Here is an 18,680-nt window from a genome sequence, read left to right on the forward strand (position 1 = left end):
GATGGCGCGGATGGCCGCGTGGTTTGCCAGCCGTGGCTGGGCACCGCTGCCATTCCAGAAGACGATGTGGCGGCACTACCTGGCCGGCGACTCGGGGCTGCTGCATACGCCTACCGGCAGCGGCAAGACGCTGGCGATGTTCGGCGGGCCGCTGCTGCAGGCGCTGGCCGACCCCATACCACGCGCGAAACGCGGACGCGGCGGCAAGACCGTGCCGGCACTCCAGGTGCTGTGGATCACCCCGCTGCGCGCACTGGCCAGCGACACCGCACGCGCCCTGCGCGAACCGATTGAAGGATTGGGGCTGGATTGGCAGGTCGGACTCCGCACCGGCGACGCCAGCGCGCGCGACAAACGGCTGGCCCGCGAAGGCCGGGTCGATGTGCTGGTAACCACGCCCGAGTCGCTGGCACTGCTGCTGAGTTACCCGGACACGATGGACAGGCTGCGCCAGCTGCGCTGCGTGGTGGTGGACGAATGGCATGAACTGCTTGGCAACAAGCGTGGCGTGCTGCTGCAGTTGAACCTGCGCCGGCTGCGCGATGCGCTGCCGGCGTTGCAGGTGTGGGGACTTTCGGCAACGCTGGGCAACCTGGACGAAGCGCGCCAGGTCCTGCTGCCCGATCTGCCCGATGCACCGCTGGTGTCCGGCGCGCGACCGCGCCCGGTGGCGGTGGAGACGTTGTTGCCGGCACAGGGCGAACGCTTCCCCTGGGCCGGGCACCTGGGCCTGTCGCAACTGCAGCGCGTGCAGCAGAAACTGTTCGCGGTGCGCACCAGCCTGGTGTTCACCAACACCCGCGCGCAGGCCGAACTGTGGCACCAGGCGCTGGCCGCAGTGTGGCCGGAAGACCCGGCCACGCTGGCGCTGCACCACGGCTCGCTGGACCCGGCGCAACGCCGCATCGTCGAACAGGGCCTGCGTGACGGCGCACTGCGCTGCGTGGTGGCCACCTCCAGCCTGGACCTGGGCGTGGATTTCCCGGCGGTGGACCAGGTGCTGCAGATCGGCAGCCCCAAGGGCATCGCGCGGCTGGTGCAACGTGCCGGACGCGCCCGGCATCGACCGGGCGAATCGGGTCATATCGTCTGCGTGCCTTCGCATGCGCTGGAGCTGGTCGAGTACGCGGCCGCGCGACGCGCGCTGGCCGATGGGGTGATCGAAGCGCGGCGGCCGCTGCAGCTGTCGCTGGATGTGCTGGCCCAGCATTGCGTGAGCTGTGCGCTCAGCGGTGGCTTTGAAGCGGATGCACTGCTCGCGCAGGTACGTCGCACGCACGCCTTCGCCTCCCTCGACGCCGACCACTGGCAGGGCGTACTCGACTTCATTGTGCAGGGCGGCCAGGCGCTCGCGCAGTATCCGGACTTCCACAAGGTCGTGCGCGACGACGACGGTCTCTACCGCGTGCACGACCGCCGCGTGGCGCTGCGCCACCGGCTGTCGATCGGCACCATCACCAGCGACGGCAGCGCCGTGGTGCAGTTCCTGCGTGGCGGCCGGCTGGGCACGGTGGAAGAACAGTTCGTCGGACGGCTGCGGCCGGGCGACCGCTTCCAGTTCGCCGGCCGCCTGCTGGAGCTGGTGCGGCTGGAGAACCTGACCGCGTACGTGAAACTGGCGCGCGGTGGCGACGGCGTGGTGCCGCGCTGGCAGGGCGGCCGCCTGCCGTTGTCCGACGCGCTCGGCCAGGAAATGGAGGCGGTGCTGGGCAGCGCCGCCGACAGCCCGGAAATGCGCTGGCTGGAACCGCTGTTGCGCCTGCAGGCACGCGTGTCGGCGTTGCCCGGTCCTTCGTTGCTGCTGCTGGAAAGCGTGCGGCGGCGCGAAGGACAGTTCGTGTTCGTGTATCCGTTCGCCGGACGCCAGGTCAACGAAGGCATTGCCGCGTTGATGGCGCTGCGCTGGACCCGGCTGCAGGCCAACACCTTCGGCTATGCGGCCAACGATTACGGTTTCGTCCTGGCGCCAGCGCGCGCGGTCGAGGTCGACGCGGGGCGCATCGCCGCGTTGCTGCAGCCCGACGGCCTGTTCGAAGACCTGCGCGACAGCCTCAACCTGGGCGAGCTGGCACGCCGCCAGTTCCGCGACATCGCACGCGTGTCCGGGCTGCTGATTCCGGCGCTGACGGGACGCACGCCGCGCAGCCTGCGCCAGTTGCAGGCCTCGGCCGGACTGCTCTACGACGTGCTGCGCCAGCATGACCCCGATCACATCCTGCTGGGCCTGGCCGAACGCGAAGTGCTGCACGGCCAGCTCGACCTGTCCAGCCTGGCCACCACGCTGCAGCGCTGCCAGGCGCGTACGCTGTGCGTGCAGCAGCCGGCCACGCTGGGGCCGCTCTCGTTCCCGCTGTGGGCCGAGCGCCTGCGCGGCCAGCTCAGCAACGAAGACTGGAAGACCCGCGTGCTGCGCGCCGTCGGCCAGCTGGAGAAACGCCATGCCGAATAAGTGCGTGCTGACCCTTTCCGGCGAGCAGATGCACCTGCTCGGCGACCGTGCGCTGTACTGGCCCGCACGCGAAGCGCTGTTGATCGCCGACCTGCACCTGGGCAAGGCCGACCTGTTCCGGCGCGCCGGCATCGGGCTGCCGGTGGGCGGTACCGGTGATGACCTTGCGCGGCTGACGCGACTGGTCGAGCAGCGACCGGTGCGCACGTTGTGGATCCTGGGCGACGTACTGCACGGGGCGGCGCATCGCGCGGCGTGGTACCGGCAATGGCAGGGCTGGCGCGAACAGCATGCCGCGCTGGAGATCGGCGCGTTGGCCGGCAACCACGACCGCGTGCTGCCCAAGGCCGACCTGGGCATCACGCTGCTGGGCGAACGCGTGCAGGAGGGCCCGTTCCTGCTGCGCCATGACCCGCAGCCGCACCCCACCCTGCACGTGCTGTGCGGCCACCTGCATCCGCTCGTTCGACTGCCGGGCATGCAGCGCCGCTGGCCCGCATTCTGGCTGCGCGATCGCCTGACGGTATTGCCCGCCTATTCGCGATTCACCGCCGGCATCGCGCCGGTGATGCAGGCTGGCGAGCAGCTGGTGGCCTGCGTGGAGGACGCGGCGATCGCGCTGCCCGCGCACACATGATCGTCAACGCGCCGCCATGGCCTCGACGAAACCCGGCGACAGTCCGAGTTTTCCCCACCAGCCGCGCTGGGTCCCGCTGAGCACGCGCAGCATGTGGCCGCGACCACCGGGAAGCGCGCCCATCGGCTTGAACAGCACATCGCGCGCCTGTGCCAGCCGATCGCGCTCGGACTGGAACAGCGGCGTCAACCAGCGGCTCCAGAACTGATAGATGGCCACGTGTGCGCTTCGCTGGGCCTGGTAGGCCTGCAGCGCCGCATCGGCGTTGGCATGCGCGCGCAACGCATCGCGCAGCGCCAGCGCGTCCATCAGCGCCATGTTCACCCCCTGCCCCAGCTGCGGGCTCATCGCATGCGCCGAATCGCCTGCCAGCACCAGCCGCCCGCGGTGCCAGCGCGTCATCACCGCGTCGCGGTAACCCGCGCGGGCCAGTTGCGCGCACTCGCTGACGCCCTGCAGGCGCTGGTGGGCTTCCGGCCACAGCGCTGCAATCTCATCGAGCCAACGTTCCATGCCGTCGCGCTCCCATTGCGCGAACTGCGCGCGCGGCAGGCTCCAGAAGAAACTGAGCCGTGGCTGCGCATCGCCGGGACGGGTGCCGACCGGCAGCAGCCCGATCATCTTGCGCGCAGCGACGTAGCGCTGGCGCAGCTCGTCAGGATGCGGCCAGTCCCTACCGGGCAGCAGGCACCACAACGCGCCCCACGGGTACTCCCGGTCCAGTCGCGTGCCCTGCACCTGCGCACGCAGCGACGACGCCGCGCCATCGGCCGCGATCACCAGGTCGTACGGACCGTGCCAGGTGCCGCGTGCATCGCGGACGCGGCCGGTGTCGGTATCGACCTCGACGATCGGGGTGTCGGCCTGCAGGTTGCCCGGCTCGTTCCACGCCTGCGCCAGCAACGAGAACAGCGCCCCCCGCTGCATGCCCATGCCGTGCAGGTGCGGATGCAGCGCCGTGTAGCGCATGTCCATCACCGCACGCCCGCACGGCGTGTCGCCGTACAGGCGACGCACGCTGGCGCCGTGCTCCAGCACCTGCGGCAACAGACCCATCTGCCAGAGCACGTCCAGCCCGCTGGGTTGCAGCAGGAATCCCGCGCCGACCGGGCCGGGCGTGGGTGCCCGCTCAAAGACGTACACGTTGTGATGGTCGCGTGAAAGAAGGATCGAAAGCGTCTGGCCTGCGGTGCCGTAGCCAATGATCGCGATGCTGCGTTTTTTCATCTGACGTCCTGTCGGGCGCTAAAAAAAACCCCGCCGAAGCGGGGTTTTCAAAGCTCGGCGTGGGGATTACTCGCCGGGCTGGATGTTCGAAGCTTGGGCGCCCTTCGGGCCCTGGGTCACGTCATAGGTGACCTTCTGGCCTTCCTGCAGACTGCGGAAGCCCTTGGAGTTGATCGCGGAGAAGTGCGCGAAGACGTCGGCGCTGCCGTCCTCCGGCGAGATAAAGCCAAATCCCTTGGCGTCGTTGAACCACTTGACGGTACCGTTCGGCATGGTGATGCGAGACCTTCTTCAATGAATGGGTGGTGTACGCTCAACCAGCGCACTGGCGGAGTATGCAAAGCTTGTCATGCAATGACAATCACCCGCGCGCCAATTCGCCAATCAGTTCCGGTAATCCGGCCGATGCCGCGTCGACATTGGCCAGCACTTCGGCCATCGTGATCTCGTCGCCATCGCCACAGCCGGCGGCCCAGTTCGCCACGATCGCCAGGCAGGCGTAGTCCAGCCCCAACTCCCTTGCCAGGCCTGCTTCGGGCATGCCGGTCATGCCGACCAGATCGCAGCCATCGCGGCGCATCCGCGCGATTTCCGCATTGGTCTCCAGCCGCGGCCCCTGGGTGGCGCCGTAGCAGCCACCGTCCTGCAGGCGCACGCCGGTAACCTTGGCCGCGGCCAGGACCTTGCTGCGCAGGATCGGGGTGTACGGATGGCCAAAATCGACATGCAGCACGTCGCTGCCCGGTTCTTCGCTCAGCGTGGAGATCCGGCCCCAGGTGTAGTCGATCAGCTGGTCCGGGCAGGCCAGCACGCGCGGGCCGAAGTGCTCGGTGATGCCGCCCACGGTGTTGAGGGCGAGCACCCGGGTGGCACCGATCTGCTGCAACGCAGCAAGATTGGCCCGGTAGTTGATCTTGTGCGGCGGCAGCGAGTGCCCCTCGCCATGGCGGGCCAGGAACGCCACGCGCTGGCCGAGCAGCGTACCGACCCGGATCGGGCCGGACGGCGTGCCATAGCGGGTTTCCACCGAATGGCTGCTCACATCATCGAGCTGGGCCAGCTTGTACACACCGGTGCCGCCGATCACGGCCAGGGCGATAGGTTCCATGGGTGCTGCTTATTCCTTCATCGCATAGATGGCCGGCACGCCGCGCAGGCCTTCGTTGACGTCCATGCCGAAACCGAACACGTAGCGGTCGGGCAGTTCGATGCCGGCGTAGTCGGCTTTGACGTCGGGCAGCGCGCGGTCGTGCTTCTTCACCGTCAGCGCGGCGATGCGCACGTCGGTGGCGCCCTGCTCCAGGCACCAGGTGCGCACGCCCTGCAGGGTGAAGCCTTCGTCCAGGATGTCGTCGACCAGCAGCACGCGGCGGCCGAACAGCGAGGTGGCCGGCTTGTGCTTCCAGACCAGCTCGCCACCGGTCAGTTCACCGCGGTAGCGGGTGGCATGCAGGTAGTCGAACTGCAGGTCCTGGCCACGTGCGCCCAGTTCCAGCGCGAGCTGGCCGGCGAACGGCAGCGCGCCGTGCATGATCGAAAGGAACAGCGGGACCTCGCCCTTGTAGTCGGCCGCAATGCCATCGGCGATGCTGGCGATGGCCGCATCGATGGTGGGACGGTCGACCAGCAGGTCGGCCTGGGCCAGGGCCTGGGAAATGGTGAGGTTGGGCATCAGACGGTTCTTCCAAGGGATTCGAGCAAACGGGTTTGGGTGCTGCCGTGGCGGGTGTCGGCCAGCAGGCCGTCCCAGCCAAGCCCGCCGCGGCCGATCAGGCCAAGCAGCGCAGCGGTATTGAGGGTGCGGCCCTGCACGGCCTGCAGTGCGTCGTCGACCAGTTCGGGGTGGCAGACCAGCACCACGTCGCAGCCGGCGTCCAGGTGCGCATGCACGCGCGCCGGCACGCCACCGGCGCTGTGCGAGGCGGCCATGCCGATGTCGTCGGAGAACACCACGCCGCGGAAGCCCATCTCCTCGCGCAGGATCTGCTGGATCCAGCGCGGCGAGTAGCCGGCCGGTTCCGGCGCGACCTGCGGGTAGATCACGTGCGCCATCATCACCGCGTCGGCACCGGCGGCAATGCCGGCGGCGAACGGGACCAGGTCCTGCGCGCGCAGTTCGTCCAGCGCGCGCGGGTCGATCGCGGTGTCCACGTGGGTGTCTTCCAGCACGGTGCCGTGGCCGGGGAAATGCTTGAGGGTGGCGCCCATGCCGACCGCGTGCATGCCGCGCACATATGCGGCGGTGAACGCGGCGACGACCTGCGGGTCTTCGTCGAAGGCGCGGTTGCCGATGGCGCGGTTGCCGCGGCCCAGGTCGACCACCGGGGCGAAACTGAGGTCCACGCCGCTGGCGCGCACTTCGCTGGCCATCAGCCAGGCGTGCTGCTCGGCCAGGGCCAGGGCCTGCTCCGGGTCGCGGGCGTACAGCGCGCCGATCTCCTGCAGCGGCGGCAGCGCGCTGAAGCCTTCGCGGAAGCGCTGCACGCGGCCGCCTTCCTGGTCCACGCAGATCAGCTGCGGGCGCGGCGCGGCGGCGCGGATGGCGGCGGTGAGCTCGCCGACCTGCTGGCGCGAATCGAAGTTGCGCTTGAACAGCACCACCCCGGCCACGGCATCGTGCTGCAGCCAGTCGCGTTCCTGGGCGGTCAGTTCGGTGCCGGCAACGCCGATCAGAAGCATGGGTGGATCTCCAGTACGGGGCGCCGCGATGGCGCACTGCGGCATTGTCGCATGATGTACGCAAGCCACGCAGGGCGTGGCTCTACCGGGATTCGTACGGACCGATGGCCCGGGTAGAGCCACGCCCTGCGTGGCTGCGCAGGCCCGGGGATCACCAACGGTTGTACGGCTTGGCGGCCAAGGCCAGGTTGTAATACCGCACCTGGTCCGTGACTTCTTCCCCCACCCATTCAGGCAGGTCGATGGCCTGGTCGGCCGACGCCAGTTCCACTTCGGCCACCACCAGCCCGGCGTTGTCGCCCAGGAATTCGTCCACTTCCCAGAGCAGGCCGCCGTGGCCGACCAGGTGCCGGCGCTTGTCGATCAGGCCGCCCACGCACAGGGCCAGCAGGGCGCGCGCGTCCTCTACCGGGATCGGGTAATCGAACTCCTGCCGGGTGTGGCCGATCTCGCGCGACTTCATGTTCAGGAACGCCTGGTCGCCCTGGATGCGCACGCGCACCGAGGCCTTCTGGGCGCCGCTGTCGATCGAGGCGGTGTCGTTGAGGTAGCCCTGCGCCATCGGGATCACCGCATGCGCGGCGGTCCGCCAGGCATCGCTGGTCACGAGATACTTGCGCTCGATCTCGACGCCCATCTCAGCGCTTCTCGAACACGGCGATGCTTTCCACGTGCGCGGTGTGCGGGAACATGTCCATCGCGCCGGCCGAAACCAGGGTGAAGCCCTGTTCGTTGACCAGGTAGCCGGCATCGCGGGCCAGCGAGCCCGGGTGGCAGCTGACGTAGACGATGCGCTTGAACTGCTTGAGCGGCAGCTGCTGCAGCACTTCGATCGCGCCCGAACGCGGCGGGTCCAGCAGCAGCTTGTCGAAGCCCTGGCGCATCCACGGGGTCTGGCGCTGGTCCTGGGTCAGGTCGGCGGCGAAGAACTGCGCGTTGTCCAGGCCGTTGCGCGCGGCATTCTCCTTCGCACGCGCCACCAGCCCGGCCTCGCCTTCCACGCCGACCACTTCGCGCACGGTGCGCGCCAGCGGCAGGGTGAAGTTGCCCAGCCCGCAGAACAGGTCGAGCACGCGCTCGTCCGGACCGGCATCGAGCAGTTCCAGTGCCAGCGCGATCATCTTCTCGTTGAGCTTGGCGTTGACCTGGATGAAGTCCAGCGGCCGGAACGCCAGCTCCACATTCCACGGGGCCAGCCGGAACGACAGCGGGACCTCGCCCGGCAGCAGCGGGTGCACGGATTCCACGCCGCCCGGCTGCAGGAAGATCGCAAAGCCATGCTCGGCCCCGAAGCCGGCCCACGCGGCCTTGTCGGCGTCGCTGAGCGGCTGCATGTGGCGGATGGTGAGGACGATGGCGTCATCACCGGCAATGAATTCGACCTGCGGGATGTCGCGCTTGCCATCCAGGGTTTCGATGAACGCCGACAGCGCCGCCACCTTCAGCCCGATCTCCGGGATGACGGTCAGGCACTGGGTCAGGTCGGCCACGAAGCGCGGGTCCTGCTCGCGGAAGCCGACCAGGGTCTTGTCCTTCTTTTCGACCCGGCGCACCGAGAAGCGGCCCTTGCGACGGTAGCCCCAGCTGTCGCCGACCAGCGGCGGCAGCACCGTGCCGGGGGTGACGTGGCCGATGCGGGTCAGGTTGTCCAGCAGCACGCGCTGCTTGGCCACGATCTGCTGGTCTTCGTCCAGGTGCTGCAGCACGCAGCCGGCGCAGACGCCGAAATGCGGGCAGCGCGGCGTCACGCGCTGCGGCGAGGCCTGCAGCACTTCCACGGTGCGCGCTTCATCGAAATGGCGATTGCGGGCGGTCGGTTCGGCGCGTACCACCTCGCCCGGCAGCGCGCCGGAAATGAAGGTGACCTTGCCACCCTCGCCTTCACGGCGGGCAACGCCACGGCCGTCATGGCTGAGGTCGAGGATGTCGGTCTGGAACGGGGTACGGTCGAGTCGGGAGCGGGATCGGGCCACGTGGCAACAGGCTGCGGGCAAAAAGGGTGCGTATTGTCGCAGATACGCGGCGTGGCCTGCCGCGTTCAGGCTGCAGGGCTTGCAGGGCGCCATATCGTGTTTAATATGCGCATAGCTGACATGGAGGCAGCCCCAATGCAGATGACCCCGAGGGTTCCCATGCCCCGATTCCTGCTCGTCGAGGACGACACCATCAGTCGCGGCTTTTTCCGGGCCGCGCTGGAAACCCTGCCGGCGCAGGTCGAAACCGCCGATTCGCTGGCCACCGCGCTGGAGCGCGGGCGCCGCAGCGAGCACGACCTCTGGCTGATCGACGTGAACCTGCCCGACGGCAATGGCAGCGAGCTGCTCAAGGCGCTGCGCCAGTCCCATCCAGAGACCCCGGCGTTGGCCCACACGGCCGATGGCGACACCAGCATCCATGCGCGCCTGCGCGAAGCCGGGTTCAGCGAAACCCTGGTCAAGCCGCTGAGCCGCGAGCAGCTGCTGCAGGCGGTGCGCCGGGCGCTGGTCAACAGCCCCGGCCCCAGCGCCCCGGCCGCCACCGGCGAGGGCGCGGGCGTGGGCGAGCGTGAGGACTGGGACGAAATCACCGCGCTGGCCGCCCTGAATGGACAGCGCAACCACCTGATCGCCCTGCGCGAACTGTTCCTGGCCGAGCTGCCCGGGGTCCGCGACGCGGTGGCGCAGGCGGTCCAGCAGCACGATGTGCGGACCTTGCAAGGTCAGCTGCACCGCCTGCAGGCGAGTTGCGGGTTCGTCGGCGCCGCCCGATTGGGCCGCGCCGTGCGGCAGTTGCACCAGGCGCCCGAGTCGAACGGCGCCCACACACAATTCAAAGCGGCGGTCGATTCCCTGTTGCATTAGGCGAAGAGCAGACACGCATGGCGTGTCCCTACGCGGGTGCCGCCAACGTTCGACGGTCGACACATGCAACCCACCGTCAACGTTCGACCCCAATCCCGAGCGACCAAGGATCGTAGTGACACGCCATGCGTGTCAACGCCATGACCCTGCGCACGTAAACCCCTGCGTGGCTGCGGCAACCCGCGAACAACAGCCACGCAGGGCGTGGCTCTACCGGCGTAGGTCCTCCAACATCTCCCACGACTTCAGCCCACGCCCACCCAGGTGGTGCAACAACACTGCGCGCATGCCGCGGCGCAGGCTGGCCAGGTCGTCGGTGCCCGGCATTTCATCTTCGGCCAGCGCCAGCAATGCGCTGCCGGTGGCGGTGCCGCGCCGGGGATCGGCGCCCCGCTCGCTGAGCAGTCGCCGCGGCCCTTCCAGCGGGTCCAGCTCGTAGCGGGCCGCCGGGTCGATCGGTTCGCCATCGCTGCCATGCGACAGGTCGAAACCAAACCCCAACGCTTCCAGCAGATCGCGCTCAAACCGGCGCAGGGTCCAGGCCAGCGATTCCCCGGCACCAAGCCGCTGTCGCATCTGGCCGTAATACGCGTACAGCTCGGGCAGCGGGTCCTGGCGGGGCGCCAGCCGCATCACCAGCTCGTTGACGTAGAAGCCGGCCAGCATCGCATCACCGCTCAATCGCGGCGCGGCGTCGAGCGCTTCGGCACCCCGCAGCTGGGCCAGTTCGCCACGTTGCACCGCGCTGAAGCGGATCCATTGCAGCGGCTGCAGCGCGGCGCGCAGCGCCTGGCTGCGCGGGCTGCTGACGCCGCGCGCCAGCACCCCGATCCGTCCGTGCTGTTCGGTGAGCATCTCGACCAGCAGGCTGGTCTCCCGCCAGGAGCGGGCGTGCAGCACGAACGCCGGTTCGTCTTCGATGCGCATGGCCAGGGGCGTGGCGAGGCAACCCTGCCGGGTTTACTCGTAGCCGAACGCCTTCAGCGCGGCTTCGTCGTCCGACCAGCCTTCACGCACGCGCACCCAGGTCTCCAGGAAGACCTTGGCGCCGAACAGGCGCTCCATCTGCAGGCGCGACTTGGCGCCGATCTCCTTCAGGCGGGTACCGGCCTTTCCGATCACGATCGCCTTCTGGCCTTCGCGCTCGACCCAGATCACCGCGCCGATGCGCAGCAGGTTGCCGTCTTCGACGAAGCGCTCGATCTCCACCGTGGTCGCATACGGCAGCTCTTCACCCAGCTGGCGCATGAGCTGTTCGCGGACCAGTTCGCCGGCCAGGAAACGCTGGCTGCGGTCGGTGATTTCATCCTCGCCGAACATCGGCGGGGCTTCGGGCAGCAGCTTGAGCAGGTCGCGCACCAGCGCTTCCAGGCCGTTGCGCTTCTGCGCGGAAATGGGATGCACGGCGGCGAAGGTGCGGCCTTCGGTGACCTGCTGCAGGAACGGCAGCAGCGCGGCCTTGTCCTTGAGCCGGTCCACCTTGTTCACCACCAGCACCACCGGAATGCCGGCGTCGCTGAGCACGTTGAAGGCCAGGGTGTCTTCCTCGTCCCAGCGACCGGCTTCGATCACCAGCATGCCGGCGTCCACGCCCTCGAGCGAGCCGCGCGCGGCGCGGTTCATCACCCGGTTCATGGCGCGCTTCTGCACGCGGTGCAGGCCGGGGGTGTCGACCAGCACCAGCTGGCCCTCGGGGAAGCTGGCAATGCCCAGCAGCCGGTGCCGCGTGGTCTGCGGCCGGTTGGACACGATGCTGACCTTGGCGCCGACCAGGGCGTTGGTCAGGGTCGACTTGCCGACGTTGGGGCGGCCGATGACGGCCACGCTGCCGCAATGATGGGGGGTTGCTTCGCTCACTTGGAATCCAGTTGCTCGAGGGCGGCGGCAGCCGCCTGTTGTTCGGCCAGCCGTCGCGAGGCACCTTCGCCTTCGGTGCTGACAGCGGGGTCGGCTACGCAGCAGCGTACCCGGAAAGTCTTGGCATGATCGTCGCCCGATTCTGACACCAATTCGTATTGGGGCAGCGCCTTCTGTCGGCCCTGCAGCCATTCCTGCAGGCGGGTCTTCGGGTCCTTGGCGGGCTTGCCGGTGGCCGGCAGCGCCTCCATGGAGGGGGTGAACCAGGGCAGGACCACCGCCTGGCACGCGGCAAAGCCGGCATCCAGGTAGATCGCGGCCACCACGGCTTCCACCGCGTCGGCCAGGATCGAGTCGCGCCGGTGGCCGCCGGATTTCATTTCACCCGGCCCCAGGGTCAGGCGCTCGCCCAGTTCCAGGGTGCGGGCAATGACCGCCAGCGCGCCTTCGCGCACCAGTTCGGCGCGGGCCCGGGTCAGGGCCCCTTCGTCGGCCTTGGGCCAGCGCTGGTACAGCGCGTGGGCCACCATCATGTTGACGATGCTGTCGCCGAGGAATTCCAACCGTTCGTTGTTGGGGGTTCCGGCGCTGCGATGCGTCAGGGCCTGCTGCAGCAGGCCCGGATCGGAGAAGACGTGACCGATGCGGTCACCACGTTGAAAAGTGTTAGTCGGCACCGCTGAGGGTCAGTTCCTGGTGTGCTTCGAATTTTCCAACCACGTCGAGGTTGCCGATCATCGGGCGACGCACTTCGTAGTTGACCTTCATGTTCCAACCACCGCTGACCCGTTCGAACTTCACGTTGGACGGCTTCACGTTGTCGGAGTAATTGATGTACAGGCGGCGGAAGAACATCTCCTGCACCTGGCCCGGCTCCTTGTTGGCAACGCCCGGTTCCTGCGCGACGCCCTTGAGCGCGCTCTTCACTGCGTAAAACTCGGAGTACATCGGGAACAGCTTCATGCCGATGTACAGCCCGAACCCCACCACCGCCAGCACGACCAGGAACGAGGTCAGGGTCATGCCACGCTGCGTCTTCATCATCTTCATTGCGATCTCCCCAGATGCGCTTGTGTGAGTGGATCAGTTGATCCCGGTGCCGATCCGGGACGGTTCGAAGCCGTCCTTGCAGAACCAGCCCGAGCAGTTCAGCCAGATCAGGAACGCCTTGCCGCGGAGGTTTTCTTCCGGCAGCAGGCCCCAGAACCGGCCATCGTCACTGTTGTCGCGGTTGTCGCCCATCACCAGGTACTTGCCCGCCGGTACGGTCCACTGCCCCTCGCCCCGCGGGTAATCGGTCTCCAGGATGGTGTGGGTGCGGCCCGGCAGGTGCTCCACCAGCAGCGAGGCGCCCTCCCCTTGGCCACGGTGCCCAGCATACAACCCCTTGTTCTCGTACTTCAGGGGGGTGCCGTTGAGGATCACCTGGTCGCCCTGGAAGGCGATCTCGTCACCCGGCACGCCGATCACGCGCTTGATGAAGTTCTCGCCCTTGTTCGGGTCGTTGTCCGAATGGCCCGGGAAGTGGAACACCACCACGTCGCCGCGGGCCGGTTCGCCGATCGGGACCACCTTGGCGTTGTTCAGCGGCAGGCGCAGGCCGTAGGCGAACTTGTTGACCAGGATGAAGTCGCCGATGAGCAGGTTGGGCATCATCGAGCTGGACGGGATCTTGTACGGCTCTGCGATGAAACTGCGCACGATCAGCACGATCGCCAGCACCGGGAAGAACGCCCGGGAGTAGTCGACCAGCACCGGCTCGCTGTCGAGCAGGCCGGCCCGCTGGGCGCGGCGCTTTGCGAAGTACAGCTTGTCGGCGAGCAGGATCAGGCCCGACGCCAGGGTCAGTACGACCAGCAGGATCTCAAACAGTTTCATGCAGTGTCCTTGGGAACGGGGGCCTTACTTGTCCATCTGCAGCACGGCCAGGAAGGCTTCCTGCGGAATCTCCACGCGGCCGACCTGCTTCATGCGCTTCTTGCCTTCCTTCTGCTTTTCCAGAAGCTTCTTCTTGCGCGAAACGTCGCCACCATAGCACTTGGCCAGCACGTTCTTGCGCATCGCCTTGACCGTCGTGCGGGAGATGATCTGCGAGCCGACGGCGGCCTGGATGGCCACGTCGAACATCTGCCGCGGGATCAGGTCCTTCATCTTCTCGCACAGCTCGCGGCCGCGCCGGTCGGCATGGCTGCGGTGCACGATCAGCGACAGCGCGTCGACCTTGTCGCCATTGATCAGCACGTCCACGCGGACGAACGGACCGGCATCGAAGCGCACGAAGTGGTAGTCAAGCGAGGCATAGCCACGGCTGACCGACTTGAGCTTGTCGAAGAAGTCCAGCACCACTTCGGCCATCGGCAGCTCGTAGCTGATCTGCACCTGGCTGCCCATGTAGTTGATGCCGATCTGGCTGCCGCGCTTTTCCTCGCACAGCTTGATGATGTTGCCGATGTACTCCTCGGGGGTGAGCACGTTGGCACGGATGATCGGCTCGCGGATCTCGGTCACCATGTTCACCGGCGGCAGCTTGGCCGGGTTGTCCATGTTGATGATCGTGCCGTCGGTCTTGAGCACTTCATAGACCACCGTCGGCGCGGTGCTGATCAGGTCCAGGTTGTACTCGCGCTCCAGGCGCTCCTGCACGATTTCCATGTGCAGCATGCCCAGGAAGCCGCAGCGGAAGCCGAAGCCCATCGCTTCGGAGCTTTCCGGCTCGAAGCGCAGCGCGGCGTCGTTCAGGCGCAGCTTGTCCAGCGCTTCGCGCAGGTCCGGGTAGTCTTCGGCGTCGACCGGGAACAGGCCGGCGAACACGCGCGGCTGCATTTCCTGGAAGCCCGGCAGCGGCTTGGGCGCCGGGTCGGCGGCCAGGGTCAGGGTGTCGCCGACCGGCGCGCCGTGCACGTCCTTGATGCTGGCGGTGACCCAGCCCACCTCGCCCGCGCGCAGGGCCGGCAGCACCTTGCGCTTGGGGGTGAACACGCCGACGTTGTCGACCTGGTGGTTGCGGCCGGTGGACATCACCTGCAGCTTGTCGCCGGCCTTGATCTGGCCCTGCATCACACGCACCAGCGAGACCACGCCCAGGTAGTTGTCGAACCAGGAGTCGATGATCAGCGCCTGCAGCTTGTCGGTGTCGCGCGGCACCGGCGGCGGAATGCGGTGCACGATGGCTTCCAGCACGTCCTGCACGTTCAGGCCGGTCTTGGCGCTGACCGGCACGGCGTCTTCGGCGTCGATGCCGATGACCGCTTCGATCTCGGCCTTGGCGCGTTCGATGTCGGCGGTGGGCAGGTCGATCTTGTTGATCACCGGCACCACTTCCAGGCCCTGCTCCACGGCGGTGTAGCAGTTGGCCACCGACTGCGCCTCCACGCCCTGGGCGGCGTCGACCACCAGCAGCGCGCCTTCGCAGGCGGCCAGCGAGCGGCTGACTTCATAGGAGAAGTCGACGTGGCCGGGGGTGTCGATGAAGTTCAGGTGATAGGTCTGGCCATCTTTGGCCACGTACGGCAGCGACACCGACTGGGCCTTGATGGTGATGCCGCGCTCGCGCTCGATCGGGTTCGAGTCGAGCACCTGCGCCTCCATTTCGCGGGCCTGCAGGCCGCCGCAAAGCTGGATGATGCGATCGGCCAGCGTCGACTTGCCATGGTCGACATGGGCAATGATGGAGAAGTTGCGGATATTCCGCATCGAATCAGAGGACATAGGTGGCGGCGGCGCGGCGCGTCGTCAGGGTAACGGGTGATTATCGCACGGAAACGACCGGGCCCGCCGAAGCGGGCCCGGAAACGCAGCGGTGGCGGGGGCTTACTCCCCGGTGCGGACCGCCACGAAGGCGGTGTTGCCGCTGGCACGGACCAGCAGCATCACCACGTCGCCCTTCTTGTAGGCGGCCAGCGCCTTGTTCAGCGCAGCCACGTTGCCGACCGGGGTACGCCCGACCTGCAGCACCACCATGCCCGGGGACAGGCGGGCGTCACGCGCGGCCTGGCCCTTCACGCCGGTGATGCGCACGCCCTCGCCCGGATCCAGGCCCAGCTGCTGGCGCTGCGGCGCAGTCAGGTCGGCCACGTCCAGGCCCAGCAGGGCGTTGGCACCGGTCTGCGGCGCCGCATCCGGGGCGGTCGGGGCGGCGGCGCCGCGCTCGGCGTCTTCGGCCAGTTCGGTCAGGGTCGCGGTGATCTCCCGCTCGCGGCCGTCGCGCAGCACACCCAAGCGGACCTTGCTGCCCGGCGCCTGGGCGCCGATCAGCGGCGGCAGGTCGCTGAAGGTGTTGATCGGGGTGCCGTTGACCGAGCGGATCACGTCACCGACTTCCAGCCCGGACTTGGCGGCAGCGCTGCCCGGAACCAGCTCGTTGACCAGCGCACCGCGGCTGTCGGGCAGGTTGAAGCCCTGCGCCACGTCGCCGGTGATGGCACCGACCACCGCGCCGAGCTGGCCGCGGCTGACCCGGCCGTTCTTCTTGATCTGCTCGACCGCGCCCATGGCCAGGTCGATCGGGATCGCGAAGCTGATGCCCATGTAGCCGCCCGAGGCGGAGAAGATCTGCGAATTGATGCCGACCACTTCACCGCGGGTGTTCAGCAGCGGACCGCCGGAATTGCCCTGGTTGATCGCCACGTCGGTCTGGATGAACGGCACGTAGCGCTGGTCCTGGCCGCCGGTGCTGCGCCCGACCGCACTGACCACGCCGGCGGTGACCGAGTGGTCCAGGCCAAACGGCGAGCCGATTGCGACAACCCACTGGCCCGGCTTGAGCGTGTTGGAATCGCCCACGCGCACGGTCGGCAGGTTTTTCGCGTCGATCTTGAGCAGGGCCACGTCGTACTGCTGGTCGCTGCCCACCACCTTGGCGGTGAATTCGCGGCGATCGCCCAGCTTGACCTTCACCTCACCGGCGTCGGCCACCACGTGGTGGTTGGTCAGCACGTAGCCGTCGGGCGAAATGATGAAGCCCGAGCCCATGCCACGGCCGCGGATGCTGGGGCCCTGGTCATCGCCGCCACCGGGCTGGCCCGGCATCTGGAAGTCCGGGCCGAAGAAGCGGCGGAAGAATTCCGGCATCTCGTCATCGCTTGGACCTGCAGGGCCACGCGCCTGGCGGTTGCTGCGCACGATGGTGGTTTCGATGTTGACCACGCCGGGGCCGACCTGTTCGACCAGATTGGTGAAATCGGGCAGCCCACTGACCAGCGGCGCGGCCGGCGCACGCGGCGCGGCCGTGGCCTGGGCGGCGGGTGCGGCCGGGGACGGCGACTGCGCGCAGGCCACAAGCGGCAGGGTGATGGCCAGCAGGGCCAGGGCATGCGTACGGATACGGGCGGTCATCAGACTCGAACCTCCGGGTCAGGGGTATCAGGGGGAGAGGGAAGCAACAGGGCGTGCAGCAGGCTCAATCGGCGCCGTCATCCTGCAGGCGCGGTTCAAACGGATAGAACGCGGCCGGCGGCTGCTGGGTGCGGAAGCTGGCGTTGATCGCGCCGTTGTCGCCCAGGGTCGAGCGCGGCCACGGCCGGGCCTGCAGGCTGCTGACGTCGCCAAACGGCAGCGCGCGTGCCGACGCCGCCGGGACGGTCGGCGCCAGCGGCGCCTGGCTGGCCACGGCACGCACCGGCTCGGCGACACGGCTGGCCACGCCACGCGCGGCCTGCTGGGTACGGGTGGCGCTGTTGCGGCGCGCCGTGGCGGCAGCGGCTGGCACGGCCGCTACGGCCAAGGCGGCGTCTGCCACGGCGGCCGGTGCCGAAGGCGCGGCAGGCGCACGCGGCGTGGGCGGCGGCAGCTGGGCCTGGCTGGCGATGATGGTGGTGGGCTGGTCCGGCGCGGCCTGGCCGGGCAGCTGTTCGCGGGTCATGAACAGGGCAATGGCGGCGACCGAGGCGGCCAGTGCGGCACCGCCGCCCAGGCGCAGCCAGCCGCTGCGGCGCGCGCGCGACACCGGCGCCGCCTGCGCAGCCGCCGGTCGCGGCTCGGCGCCCACGGCCGCCTGGATGCGATCGGCGAAATCGGCCGGGGCCGGCGCGCAGGCCTGGCCGCGCAGCACGTCGCCCAGCAGCTGCCAGCGTTCCTGGCAGCGGGAAAGGTCTTCGTCGTGTTCCAGTCGGCGCAGCAGGAAGCGGGCTTCCTCCAGCGGCAGCTCACCGTCGACCAGCGCCGACAGCTGTTGGCGGTGGCGGGCGTCGAATTTGTCTGGCAATTGATTGCTCATGCGCGGCTCTTTTCGCGGGTGGCGCTGCCGATATCCAGCAGCGGCCGAAGTTCAGTGTCGATCGCCTCGCGGGCGCGGAAGATCCGCGAGCGCACGGTGCCGATCGGGCACCCCATCTTCTGCGCGATGTCTTCGTAACTCAGGCCTTCCACCTCGCGCAGGGTGATGGCCGATCGCAGTTCTTCCGGCAGCGCCGCTACCGCCTTCATTACCGTGTTTTCCAACTCCTGGCGCATCAGCTCACGCTCGGGCGTGTCGGTGTCGCGCAGGCGGGTGCCGCTGTCGAACTGCTCGGCGTCACCGATGTCGATGTCATCGGTGGGCGGGCGGCGGTTGTGGGCGGCAAGGTGGTTCTTGGCAGTATTCACGGCGATCCGGTGCAACCAGGTATAGAACTGGGCGTCTCCACGGAAACTGTTGATCGCGCGGTAGGCGCGGACGAACGTGTCCTGGGCGACGTCCTGACATTCACTCCAGTCGGCGATGTAGCGCCCGATCAATGCGACGATCCGATGCTGGTACTTGCGCACCAGCACATCGAACGCCGCACTTTCGCCGCGCTGCACGCGCCGGACCAGCTCCAGGTCCAGCTCCTGTGGTGTTTCGACCTCGGCCATTGGGGGCCGCACTCCTGTCAGCCCAACCGACGTCGGGCAATGAGACTGCCAATCCCGGGAAAAGTTCAGCGCCCATCCGTGAACGCCGCACCAGCTTTTAACTACGGTTCCGTTAAGGTTCCCTCCCTCCCCCCAGCTATAGGGATTTGACGGGGAGGAA

At 68.2% G+C, this 18,680-nt stretch carries 19 protein-coding genes; 3 read left to right on the forward strand and 16 right to left on the reverse strand.

Translation table 11 applies throughout. From position 1 onward, the window contains the following. Position 1 precedes the first annotated feature (1 nt). Both PDM28_RS13865 and pdeM read left to right on the forward strand, forming a co-directional pair. Positions 2-2,449 (forward strand): ligase-associated DNA damage response DEXH box helicase, encoded by a 2,448-nt coding sequence (locus PDM28_RS13865; RefSeq protein ID WP_311184696.1) that lies wholly within the window; start codon positions 2-4, stop codon positions 2,447-2,449. Continuing rightward, positions 2,439-3,086, forward strand: coding sequence for a ligase-associated DNA damage response endonuclease PdeM (gene pdeM / locus PDM28_RS13870; RefSeq protein ID WP_311182480.1), 648 nt, complete (start codon positions 2,439-2,441; stop codon positions 3,084-3,086). The genes PDM28_RS13865 and pdeM overlap by 11 nt, the downstream gene beginning before the upstream one ends. A 3-nt stretch (positions 3,087-3,089) precedes the next feature. Here the strand turns inward: pdeM and PDM28_RS13875 are convergent, their stop codons facing one another. The 7 genes from PDM28_RS13875 to rlmD form a co-directional block, all read right to left on the reverse strand. Beyond that, a complete protein-coding gene (locus PDM28_RS13875; RefSeq protein ID WP_311182481.1) occupies positions 3,090-4,313 on the reverse strand; it encodes an FAD-dependent oxidoreductase in 1,224 nt (407 codons plus the stop codon). Between the two features lie 66 nt (positions 4,314-4,379). Further along, complete coding sequence (locus PDM28_RS13880; protein ID WP_102944403.1) at positions 4,380-4,586, reverse strand: cold-shock protein; 207 nt, start codon at positions 4,584-4,586, stop codon at positions 4,380-4,382. 88 nt (positions 4,587-4,674) lie between these two features. After that, complete coding sequence (locus tag PDM28_RS13885) at positions 4,675-5,421, reverse strand: S-methyl-5'-thioinosine phosphorylase (protein WP_102944402.1); 747 nt, start codon at positions 5,419-5,421, stop codon at positions 4,675-4,677. Positions 5,422-5,430: 9 nt separating this feature from the next. Then, entirely contained in the window at positions 5,431-5,985 is a 555-nt protein-coding gene (locus PDM28_RS13890) for a hypoxanthine-guanine phosphoribosyltransferase (RefSeq protein ID WP_102944401.1), read from the reverse strand. Then, positions 5,985-6,992, reverse strand: coding sequence for a beta-N-acetylhexosaminidase (nagZ, locus tag PDM28_RS13895; protein WP_070209555.1), 1,008 nt, complete (start codon positions 6,990-6,992; stop codon positions 5,985-5,987). Before nagZ ends, PDM28_RS13890 begins: the two co-directional genes overlap by 1 nt. Positions 6,993-7,143: 151 nt before the next feature. After that, positions 7,144-7,629 carry a CYTH domain-containing protein gene (locus PDM28_RS13900; RefSeq protein ID WP_311182482.1) on the reverse strand — a complete coding sequence of 162 codons (486 nt, stop codon included), beginning with the start codon at positions 7,627-7,629 and terminating at the stop codon, positions 7,144-7,146. Between the two features lies 1 nt (position 7,630). After that, entirely contained in the window at positions 7,631-8,965 is a 1,335-nt protein-coding gene (rlmD, locus tag PDM28_RS13905) for a 23S rRNA (uracil(1939)-C(5))-methyltransferase RlmD (RefSeq protein ID WP_311182483.1), read from the reverse strand. Between the two features lie 135 nt (positions 8,966-9,100). On the opposite strand from rlmD, the gene PDM28_RS13910 reads away from it, so the two are divergent. Next, entirely contained in the window at positions 9,101-9,832 is a 732-nt protein-coding gene (locus PDM28_RS13910) for a response regulator (protein ID WP_311182484.1), read from the forward strand. A gap of 210 nt (positions 9,833-10,042) precedes the next feature. On the opposite strand, the gene recO is transcribed toward PDM28_RS13910, so the two are convergent. The 9 genes from recO to rpoE form a co-directional block, all read right to left on the reverse strand. Continuing rightward, the gene (gene recO / locus PDM28_RS13915) at positions 10,043-10,759 is read right to left on the reverse strand and encodes a DNA repair protein RecO (RefSeq protein ID WP_311182485.1); all 717 of its coding nucleotides are present in this window, start codon (positions 10,757-10,759) and stop codon (positions 10,043-10,045) included. A gap of 33 nt (positions 10,760-10,792) precedes the next feature. Next, positions 10,793-11,689 (reverse strand): GTPase Era, encoded by an 897-nt coding sequence (gene era / locus PDM28_RS13920; protein WP_311182486.1) that lies wholly within the window; start codon positions 11,687-11,689, stop codon positions 10,793-10,795. Further along, entirely contained in the window at positions 11,686-12,366 is a 681-nt protein-coding gene (gene rnc / locus PDM28_RS13925) for a ribonuclease III (protein ID WP_102944394.1), read from the reverse strand. The genes era and rnc overlap by 4 nt, the downstream gene beginning before the upstream one ends. After that, positions 12,356-12,733, reverse strand: a complete 378-nt coding sequence (locus tag PDM28_RS13930) for a DUF4845 domain-containing protein (RefSeq protein ID WP_070207873.1) — start codon at positions 12,731-12,733, stop codon at positions 12,356-12,358. Before PDM28_RS13930 ends, rnc begins: the two co-directional genes overlap by 11 nt. Before the next feature lie 39 nt (positions 12,734-12,772). Next, positions 12,773-13,567, reverse strand: a complete 795-nt coding sequence (gene lepB, locus PDM28_RS13935; RefSeq protein ID WP_070207850.1) for a signal peptidase I — start codon at positions 13,565-13,567, stop codon at positions 12,773-12,775. Positions 13,568-13,591: 24 nt separating this feature from the next. Continuing rightward, positions 13,592-15,382, reverse strand: coding sequence for a translation elongation factor 4 (gene lepA, locus PDM28_RS13940; RefSeq protein WP_172448059.1), 1,791 nt, complete (start codon positions 15,380-15,382; stop codon positions 13,592-13,594). A gap of 117 nt (positions 15,383-15,499) precedes the next feature. Then, entirely contained in the window at positions 15,500-17,023 is a 1,524-nt protein-coding gene (locus PDM28_RS13945) for a DegQ family serine endoprotease (RefSeq protein WP_311182487.1), read from the reverse strand. A gap of 64 nt (positions 17,024-17,087) precedes the next feature. Beyond that, entirely contained in the window at positions 17,088-17,903 is an 816-nt protein-coding gene (locus tag PDM28_RS13950) for a sigma-E factor negative regulatory protein (RefSeq protein ID WP_311182488.1), read from the reverse strand. After that, positions 17,900-18,520, reverse strand: coding sequence for an RNA polymerase sigma factor RpoE (gene rpoE / locus PDM28_RS13955; protein ID WP_102945429.1), 621 nt, complete (start codon positions 18,518-18,520; stop codon positions 17,900-17,902). The genes PDM28_RS13950 and rpoE overlap by 4 nt, the downstream gene beginning before the upstream one ends. Between the last annotated feature and the right edge of the window lie 160 nt (positions 18,521-18,680).

It is taken from the genome of Stenotrophomonas aracearum, from assembly GCF_031834615.1.
Classification (GTDB): domain Bacteria; phylum Pseudomonadota; class Gammaproteobacteria; order Xanthomonadales; family Xanthomonadaceae; genus Stenotrophomonas; species Stenotrophomonas aracearum.